A 9051-nucleotide genomic window follows, 5' to 3' on the forward strand; every position below is an offset into this window, starting at 1 on the left:
GTCGCCAAGGAAGTATTTGCGAAAAAATGACGCGTGTCGGCAACGTGTAATCTGACCGTTGTATCCTATTGCGTGATCATACTCCTCGATTTTAGGTCTTTGTGCCCCACGGCGCACGAAGACCTAAAAAGCAGCTTCGTCGGTTCGTTGTTGATTAGGGCGATCTCGAATTTTGCTCCTGGAGCGCCCCGAATGGTTAGCCAATCGCCTGCGTCGGCCGCTTCAGGTCAGCGACTCATCGACCGTTTCGACTTCGCTATCCGGTAGGCCCAGCAACGAGGAATACGCCGGCCGCGGCGGTCAATGTCCAACGCTGCGGCATTTCAGCGTCCAGTCCAGACCGGCCGACGCTTTTCGGTGAAGGCGGCAGGACCTTCGATGGCGTCGTTGGATTTGAGCATTTCCCGTATGGACGGATAGTCCCATTGCGCCTTCATGGTGTCGGCTATGGGTTTTGCCAAACTGCGCAGCGCGGCATCCTTAGTCGCCCGCACGGCAAGCGGACTGCAATCGAGAATGTCTTGCGCCCAGCGTCGGGCGGCGCCGAGCAAATCGCCCGCCACGACCTGGTTGACGAAGCCGAGGTCGAACCCCTCGCGCGCCGACACCCGTCGTCCAGTGAGCAACATGCCCATAGCTCGCTTGAGACCGATCTGAGCGGGAAGACGCTGCATGCCGCCCGCTAGCGCCGCTAAACCAACCTTCGGCTCCGGCAGGGCAAAGCTGGCGGTTTCGACGGCGATGACCAGGTCGCAGGCGAGGGCAAGCTCGAATCCTCCGCCCATGGCCAGACCGTTGACGGCGGCGATGACGGGCTTTGTCAGGTCAAAGCGCGCCGTCAGGCCGCCAAATCCTGTATGGGGCATGACGAATGCGCGACCAGACGCCTGCTGCTTGAGGTCATGTCCCGCCGAGAAGGCCTTCTCTCCAGCCCCCGTCACAATTGCGATCCACTGCTCAGGATCAGCCGCGAAGGCGTCGAAGGCGACTTCCATCTCCTGGTAGGCCTTGGCATTCAGCGCATTGTGGCTCGCCGGACGATTGATGGTGATGGTTGTCAGCCGGCCGTCGCGATTTACCAAGATGTGTTCGAAATTCACGCCGAGTTCTCCTGAAGTTTTTTGCTGACGATCATGGCGTAGCGTTGCCGTTGGATGACCTTTCCGCATCACAAGCGCCGTTAGGGCGAGGGCGCGGTGACACGGCGCATAGGCGCGGTCGGCTACGGGCTGCCGCCAGCGAGGATGATACGGCTCGCCTCGTTGCGATCAAATTCGCGATTGTTGGCTTCTTACGACCGACCGAAAGCGCGAGGGACGTTGCGAGGAACGCTGCTACCCCAGTCGAGTAGGGTTACCATTTGGGGCGGCGGCGCCTGTCATTGGTCGCGCGGCGCAGGCATGGTCGGCAGCGCCAAACCGATCACGCGAAAACGCTGCCGAATCCCCGTTCGCATAAACCGCCAGGCGACGCGAACCGGCAAAAATGTCCTTTGGTTTGAGGCCGTAGACCTGACGGATTGAGTGACTGAAGTGGGTGGAATCAGGATACCCCGAATCGAGGGCGACGTCCGTCAGGCTCGACTTCTCGTTGACACGACAAAGCAGGCCGCGAGCCCGCTTCCAGGACCGGAAGCTTCGAAACGGAATTTCAACCTCCTCCTTGAACAGGTGGAGGACTCGCGAAAAAGAAAGACTGACGTCCTGAGCACAGTCCTCCGCGAGAGCGGGGGCGGCCGGATTGCGCTTGATCGTTTCGACAACTTCCCGGATGCGCGGATCGATGCGCCGTGGCGCCAAGGTCTGCTCGAATAACAAACGGTCGAAGTCAACAGACATCAGATTCTCGCAGCGGCTTGATCTGAGTTCCTCGCTGAGCTTGCGCGTGTGGGCGACGAAACCGTCCGCGGCGACCGCGCCGCGCTGGCGCAGCAACTCCGGCGCTACCGCCAGGTCGACGGTCTCCGCCTCCACCTTGATGACATTGATGAGCCGCGCCTCGGACAGGACCTCATGCGGCGTGTAGGGGGGCACGACCGCCATGTCCGTGACCTGCCAGTCTCCGCCGTCAATCCTGACGCGGATAGACCCTTCGGCCGCCACATCCAGCATGACGGACCCCATAATTCGGGTCGTAGGCGAACCCAACAGCCCAACGTAAAAAACGCGATCAGGCGTAACCCACATCAAACGATCAACCCGCCGTGGCGCCGCGGCCTTCTCCCTTTGGGAGCTCGCCGACATTAGGCGCATCGCCGTTCCCTCCTGTCGATCGGGCGTTTGCCGCCCGTTTATGCTGCGATAGGCTAAGAGGCGACCGAAAGTATGTCAAAGGGGCAAGTCCCCCTCGAGACGAAGTCCCGATTTGTCTCGAGCCCAGCGCCACGCGCTCTCGGCGATAGGTTCGGTTTTCGCGCCAGTCTCCCGAACCCCTTCGCTGGCTGCGGTTCCGTCCTCGACGCGCTTGGCGATCTCCTGCGGGATGGCCGCGAGCCGGATAGACGAAGTAGGTAATCCCGCCCCGCCGACGGCGCCCCTCGCGCCAGTCAGCGTCCGGTCCACACCGGCTTGCGTTTGTCGTTGAAGGCGGCCAGGCCTTCCTTGGCGTCTTCGGTTAGCGCCGTTAGGACGATCTGTCCTTCCGTGTAGGCCATCGCTTCTTCGAACGACATCGACTCGATCGCGCGCATCGCGTACTTGCCACGCCGGATCGCGGTCGGCGATTTGTCGGCTATCCGACCGACAAGCCATTCGACCTTGGCGTCGAGTTCAGCGCCCGGGACGACATGGTTGACCAATCCTGCGGTTTTCGCCTCCTGGCTGGTGAAAGGCTCGCCGCTGATGGCCCACTCCCGCACCGTCCGCGCGGGGGCGAGTTGCAGCAGCAGATACATGACCTGCATCGGGAACACGCCGACGCGGACCTCCGGCAACCCGAACAGCGCATGCTCGGCGGCGATGGCGAAGTCGGTCATGCACGCGAGCCCCATGCCTCCCGCCATGCACGCCCCATTCACCCGCGCTATGGTCGGAAGCGTCGCGGATCGCGCTTCGCGCAATAGGTCGGCGTATTCGAGGTTCGGCTTCGAGAGGTCGAAGGCGAACCCGCCGCCAGGCTGCAGGTCGCCGCCTGCGCAGAACGCCTTTTCGCCGGCGCCGGTGACAACGATGGCGCGGACCTCCGGATCCGCGTGGGCGTCTCGATACCCCTGTCGGATGCCGGCGATGACGCTGGCGTTGATGGCGTTGCGCTTCTCCGCACGGTTGATCGTGATCCAGAAGGCGCGACCACGCTTCTCGTTCAGAACGGACGGACTGTCGCTCATGCTGGCGCCCTCTCGTCGGTTATCAGTTGGCGCTTTGCGTCGAGGCGGGCTCGATCTCCGCCAGCACTTTGCCGGCGCTCACCTGATCGCCCTTGGCCACGTGGAGCGCCTTGACGGCGCCGGCGACGGCGGCAACGTGAAGGTGCTCCATTTTCATCGCCTCGAGGGCCAGGATCGGCTGTCCGGGTTCGACGGCGTCGCCAACCTCGGCGAAGGTTGCAACAACGCGGCCGTTCATGGACGCCCGCACATACGCGTCGCCCGCGCCTCCGCCGTCCTGTCGCGTGCTCGCGGCTCGCGTCGTGTCCGCGACCTCGTAGCTCTCGCCTTCATAGCGGAGCATCAGACGAGGGCCGTCGCGCAGGTAAGTCGCGCTGTCGATTCTCCGGTCGCATCGGAATCGAACCGAATGCGCGCCGACATCGACGATGTCGACTTCGCGCTGGCTTGCGCCGATCGTCACCTGGTGACGCCGCTCGCCCAGGGCGGTCAGGGAAGCCGTCTGCACTTCGCCGTTGATGTCAAACCGCAATCCGACCGGGAGCGCGCTGAAGAGCCGCCGCCCCGGTCCGCGCTGGGCGCCGTTCGGCGTGGTCTCGATCAGCAACGCCGCGCCCAACGCCGTGGCGCGCTCAACCCGCGCCTCGTTCCGCCGCAGCAGTTCCGGCAGATTTTGGCCAATGAAGCTCGTCGTCGCGTCGCCGTGCGCGAAAACCGGGTGAATGAGGCAGTTTCTCAAAAAACCCTGATTGGTCTTGACGCCGAGCACGGCCGTGTCCTCGAGGCCGCGAACAAGTTTGCGACAGGCTTCCTCTCGCGTCGCCCCGTAGGCGATGATCTTGGCGATCATCGAATCGTAGTACGGCGGGATCTCCGCGCCTGACTTCAGGGCGTGCTCGCAACGCACGCCGTCTCCCGCCGCCCACAAGGCGACGACGCCGCTCTGTGGCATGAAGTCTTTGTCCGCATCCTCTGCGCAGAGCCTGACCTCGATCGCATGGCCGCGGAATTTCACGTCTGCCTGACTCAGGGGCAGCGGTTCGCCCGAAGCGATGCGCAACTGCAAGTCGACCAGGTCGACGCCTGTGATGGCTTCGGTAACCGGATGCTCGACCTGCAGCCGGGTGTTCATCTCCATGAAGTAGAAGTTCCCCTCGCCGTCGAGCAGGAACTCGAGGGTTCCGGCGCCCTCGTACCCGATCGCCTTTGTCGCGTTCACTGCGACCGCGCCCATCCGTTCCCGGAGATCGGGCGACACGCGCGGAGACGGCGCCTCCTCGATCAGCTTCTGATGACGTCGCTGCACCGAGCAGTCGCGTTCGCCGAGGTGGATCGCGGCCCCGTAACGATCCCCTACGACCTGGATTTCGATGTGTCGCGGATTGGTAATCGCGCGTTCCAGGATGACGGTCGCGTCGCCGAATGCGTTTTGCGCCTCGGATCGGGCGCTGCGCAACGAATCGGGAAATTCAGAGGCCGTCGAGACGAGGCGCATGCCCCGACCGCCTCCTCCGGCGGTCGCCTTGATCATGATCGGATAGCCGATTCGTTCGGCCTCCGTGGCGAGGGTCCCTTCATCCTGGTCGGCCCCCTGATATCCGGGCACGCAGGGAACGCCGGCCTCCGACATCAGCCTCTTCGCGCCCGCCTTGTCTCCCATCGAGGCGATCGACTCGGGTGAGGGGCCGATGAACACAAGTCCTGCGTTGCGACACGCCAGCGCAAACGCCTAGTTTTCTGCGAGAAATCCGTAGCCCGGATGAACGGCGTCGGCACCGGTCGCCCGCGCCGCATCGATGACGGCGGCGATGTTGAGATAGGACTGGGCCGGCGGCGATTCGCCGATCCACACGGCCTGGTCGGCTTCGAAGACGTGACGCGCGTCAGCGTCCGCGGACGAATAGACTGCGACGGTGCGATACCCGTGGGCGCGAGCGCTGCGAATGATGCGAAGCGCGATCTCGCCTCGATTGGCGATCAGGATCTTGCTGAACGGCGTACGCTTCGTCATCACCCGATCCCTTTCATGCCCAATCGACCCCTCAATTGGCCTTGGGCAAGATGCCCATCATCTTGCAGAGAACTTGCAACATCACCTCGTCCGCGCCGCCGCCAATCGAGGTCAATCGCCCGTCACGATAGAGGCGCGAGATCAAGGTCTCGGAGGAGAAGCCCATTCCGCCCCAGAACTGAAGGCAGGCGTCGGTGACCTTGCGCAGCAGCCGTCCGGCCTTGAACTTGGCCATCGTGGCGAGCCTCGTCGCGTCTTCATTGCGAACGATCGTCTCGACCGCGGCCCAGGACAGGGCGCGGAGAGCCTCGACCTCGACCTGAAGCTCGGCAAGCGAAAAATGGACAAATTGATTGTCGAGGACGGAACGACCAAAGACCTGTCGCTGGCTGGTATAGTCGATCGTGATGTCGATCGCGCGCTGAGCCATCGCGCCGCTGTTCAGCGCGCCCCACACGCGCTCGAACTGGAACTGCTCCATCTGGTAGACGAAGCCCATGCCTTCGTCGCCGACCCGGTAGCGTGCGGGCACGCGCACGCCGTCGAAATGGATCTGCGCGGTGTCGGACGACGCCATTCCGAGTTTGCGCAGCTTCCGCGCCACGGTCACGCCAGGCGTCGCCATCGGAACGACGATCAGGGACTTGTTCTTGTGCGGCAGTCCGTCGGACGTATTAGCGAGCAGGCAGCAGAAGTCGGCCTGCGTGCCGTTCGTCGTCCACATCTTGCCGCCGTCGATAACGTAATCGTCGCCGTCCTTGCGGGCGCGCGTTCGTATCGAGGCGACGTCGGATCCGCTGCCGACTTCGGACACGCCGAGGCAGCCGACGAGTTCCCCTGCTATCGCCGGCGCCAAGAATTCCTTCCGCAGTTCGTCGCCGCCGCGTCGCGCGAGCGCCGGCGTGCACATGTCCGTTTGCACGCCGATCGCCATCGGAACGCCGCCGCAATTGATTCCGGCCAGCGCCTCCGCAAACGTAGCGGAAAAGGAATAGTCGAGACCGAGGCCGCCATATTCGGTCGGCCTGTGGAGGCCGAGCAATCCCAATTCGCCGAGTTGGAGGAAAACTTGATGCGCCGGAAAACACTCGGCCTCCTCCCATTCGTCGACGAAAGGGTTCACCTCAGCGTCAATCCAGCGTTTGACGGTCGCCCCAAGGGCTTCGTGCTCCGAGGTCAATTGCATGACACTGTCCGTCTCAAGGCCGGGCGACAGCGAACTGCATCGGCTGGGGCGTTCTTGCCTCGGCCTCGCGGCAAATCGAGAGGAGCCGACCGAGCAGCGTCCGTGTATCCCTCGGATCGATCACGCCGTCGTCGAGCAGTCGCGCGCTCGTCACGAAAACACTCATCTGGCGATCGAAGCGGTCGACGATGTTGCGTTGGAGATCGTCGAGCTTCTGCTGATCGACCTCGCCGCTCTTTCTCCTCATCGCGGCCTCCGTGACGATGGCCATGGTCTTCGCAGCCTGCTCGCCGCCCATGACCGCCGTCTTCGCGTTGGGCCACGAGAAACAGAAGCGCGGATGGAAGCCGCGGCCGCACATGCCGTAGTTGCCCGCCCCGAACGAAGCGCCGCAGTAGATGGTGATCTGAGGGACCGTCGCGTTGGTCACCGCCTGGATCATCTTCGCACCATGCTTGATGACGCCCGCTTCCTCGTAAGGGCGCCCGACCATGAAGCCGGTCGTGTTGTTCAGATAGAGGATCGGCGTGCGCGATTGGCAGCAGGCCTGGATGAAGTGCGTCGCCTTGTTTGCGCCGGCCGGATCGATCGGGCCGTTGTTGGTGATGACCCCGACCGGCCAGCCTTCGATGCGGAAGTGGCCGCAGACGGTTGCGCTTCCGTAGTTCTCGGAGAATTCGAGGAAGTCCGAATCGTCGGCGATCCTGGCGATGATCTCTCTCATGTCGAAGGGGCGCCGATAATCCATCGGCATGAGGCCGAGCAGGTCCTCGGCGTCGTAGCGGGGAGGCCGGAAGGAGCGGACCGGCTCGGCCGGCGCGTCCTTGTTCCAGTCGATCTGGGCGAGAATTTCACGGGCGATGCGAATGGCGTCGCGGTCGTCTTCGGCGAGATAGTCGCCTAAGCCCGAGATCGACGTATGCATCTCGGCGCCGCCGAGCTGCTCCTCCGTCGCTTCCTCGCCGGTCGCGGCCTTCAGCAACGGCGGCCCAGCGAGAAAGGCGCGGGTCCGATTGCGAACCATGACGATGTAGTCGGACAGACCCGTCTGATAGGCGCCGCCCGCCGTCGACGAGCCGTGGGTGACGGTCACCACCGGCAGGCCGGCGGCCGACATGCGCGCCAGGTTGCGAAACAGGTTTCCGCCGCGGATGAACTCCTCGACCCGATAGGCCATCAGGTTTGCGCCTGCGCTTTCGACGAGTTGAACAAACGGCAGCTTGTTTTCGAGGGCGAGTTCCTGGATGCGCAGCTGCTTGTCGAGGCCCATGGGCTGAAGGGCGCCCGCATCGATGCCGGAATCGGAAACGCTGATCATGCACCGGGCGCCGGATACGATTCCGATCCCGGCCACGACGCCGCCTCCCGGAACGCTCTTGTCGAGATCGGGATTATCGAGCCCGAGCCCCGCCAGAGCGGAGAGCTCGATAAACGGCGCGCCGTGATCGAGCAGAAGCGACAGACGCTCGCGCGGCAGCAATTGCTCACGCTTTTCGAATCGCCCGCGGGCCTGCGCGGACTTTGCGACTGTCCGTTGCTGATACTCCTGAACCCGCTGAAGCAGGTCGAGCATTCCGGCCCTGTTGGACTTGAAGACGTCGCTGTTGGCGCTGGTATTTGAGGCGATGTAGGTCATGGTCAGCGAGCGTCCTGCGGGATGGTTTCTGCGAGCGGACAGACGCTGCTGACGCCTGTCGGGCGCGTGCGATGAGCGGGAGGGAGCATTGGGGCGGTCGCTCGCTTCAGTAGCCGAGTTGACGCGCTGCAAGGTCTTTCAAAATTTCCTCCGAGCCGCCTCCGATCATCATGACTTTCACCTCGCGATAGATTCTTTCGCTTCGCATTCCCCGCATGTAGCCCATGCCCCCGAGGATCTGGACCGCCTCGTCGGCGCAGAAGCGCATGGTTTGCGTCGCAAAGACTTTCGCCATGGCGATCCCTGCGACCACCTCGGCGTCGTTCGGACTGTGTCGAAGACGATCGGCGAGGTTGTAGACCAGGCATCGGGCCGCCTCGATCCTCATCGCCATGTCGACGAGCTTGTGACGGATGACTTGCCGTTGAACCAGCGGCTGGCCGAACGTCACCCGCTGGCGCGCCCAGTCCAGCGCCTCCTCGTAGCAAACGCTCGCAAAAGCATAGGCGAGGGCGGCCATAAACAGCCTCTCGCCATTGAAGTTGGCCATCAGGGTCCTGAACCCCTTGTGCTCGTCCCCGACGAGCCGATCGATGGGCACGCGACAGTTGTCGAAGTGAAGGTGCGCGGTGTCGGAGCACCACCAACCCGTTTTATTCAACGCCGTCCGGGAAAGGCCCGGCGTATCTCCGTCAATCACCAGGATCGAGATCCCGTCGGCACCCTTACGATGGGGGTCGGTGCGGACCGCGGTCGTCAAGAAGTCGGCCCGCATCCCCGAGGTAATGAACGTCTTCTCGCCGTTGACGACGAAGTGGTCGCCGTCCCGCACGGCTCTCGTCTTGACGGCGGCGACATCCGATCCGCCGCTCGGCTCCGTTACGGCGAGCGCC

Annotated in this window: 6 protein-coding genes and 1 pseudogene; all 7 read right to left on the reverse strand. The window is 63.5% G+C overall.

What is annotated here, in order from left to right; genetic code table 11:
• Positions 1-323: 323 nt before the first annotated feature.
• A complete protein-coding gene (locus tag ACLP25_RS31655; protein WP_442473048.1) occupies positions 324-1100 on the reverse strand; it encodes an enoyl-CoA hydratase-related protein in 777 nt (258 codons plus the stop codon).
• Positions 1101-1334: 234 nt separating this feature from the next.
• The gene (locus ACLP25_RS31660) at positions 1335-2111 is read right to left on the reverse strand and encodes a helix-turn-helix domain-containing protein (RefSeq protein WP_442473049.1); all 777 of its coding nucleotides are present in this window, start codon (positions 2109-2111) and stop codon (positions 1335-1337) included.
• 434 nt (positions 2112-2545) lie between these two features.
• Positions 2546-3325: an enoyl-CoA hydratase/isomerase family protein gene (locus ACLP25_RS31665; protein ID WP_442473050.1), complete on the reverse strand. Its 780-nt coding sequence runs from the start codon at positions 3323-3325 to the stop codon at positions 2546-2548.
• 22 nt (positions 3326-3347) lie between these two features.
• Positions 3348-5336, reverse strand: a pseudogene (locus ACLP25_RS31670) (acetyl-CoA carboxylase biotin carboxylase subunit).
• A gap of 31 nt (positions 5337-5367) precedes the next feature.
• Positions 5368-6522 (reverse strand): acyl-CoA dehydrogenase family protein, encoded by a 1155-nt coding sequence (locus tag ACLP25_RS31675; RefSeq protein WP_442473051.1) that lies wholly within the window; start codon positions 6520-6522, stop codon positions 5368-5370.
• Positions 6523-6535: 13 nt separating this feature from the next.
• Positions 6536-8158, reverse strand: coding sequence for an acyl-CoA carboxylase subunit beta (locus ACLP25_RS31680; protein ID WP_442473052.1), 1623 nt, complete (start codon positions 8156-8158; stop codon positions 6536-6538).
• 106 nt (positions 8159-8264) lie between these two features.
• On the reverse strand, positions 8265-9051 hold a 787-nt coding region (locus ACLP25_RS31685; RefSeq protein ID WP_442473053.1), incomplete at its 5' end, for an acyl-CoA dehydrogenase family protein.

This window comes from Roseiarcus sp. (assembly GCF_052145395.1).
In the GTDB taxonomy this organism is placed as follows: domain Bacteria; phylum Pseudomonadota; class Alphaproteobacteria; order Rhizobiales; family Beijerinckiaceae; genus Roseiarcus.

Bases quoted from the DNA above. Each gene is read 5' to 3' on its own strand.
- ACLP25_RS31660 (WP_442473049.1), bottom strand. From the start codon at position 2,111: ATGCTGGATGTGGCGGCCGAAGGGTCTATCCGCGTCAGGATTGACGGC.
- ACLP25_RS31665 (WP_442473050.1), bottom strand. From the start codon at position 3,325: ATGAGCGACAGTCCGTCCGTTCTGAACGAGAAGCGTGGTCGCGCCTTC.
- ACLP25_RS31675 (WP_442473051.1), bottom strand. From the start codon at position 6,522: ATGCAATTGACCTCGGAGCACGAAGCCCTTGGGGCGACCGTCAAACGC.
- ACLP25_RS31680 (WP_442473052.1), bottom strand. From the start codon at position 8,158: ATGACCTACATCGCCTCAAATACCAGCGCCAACAGCGACGTCTTCAAG.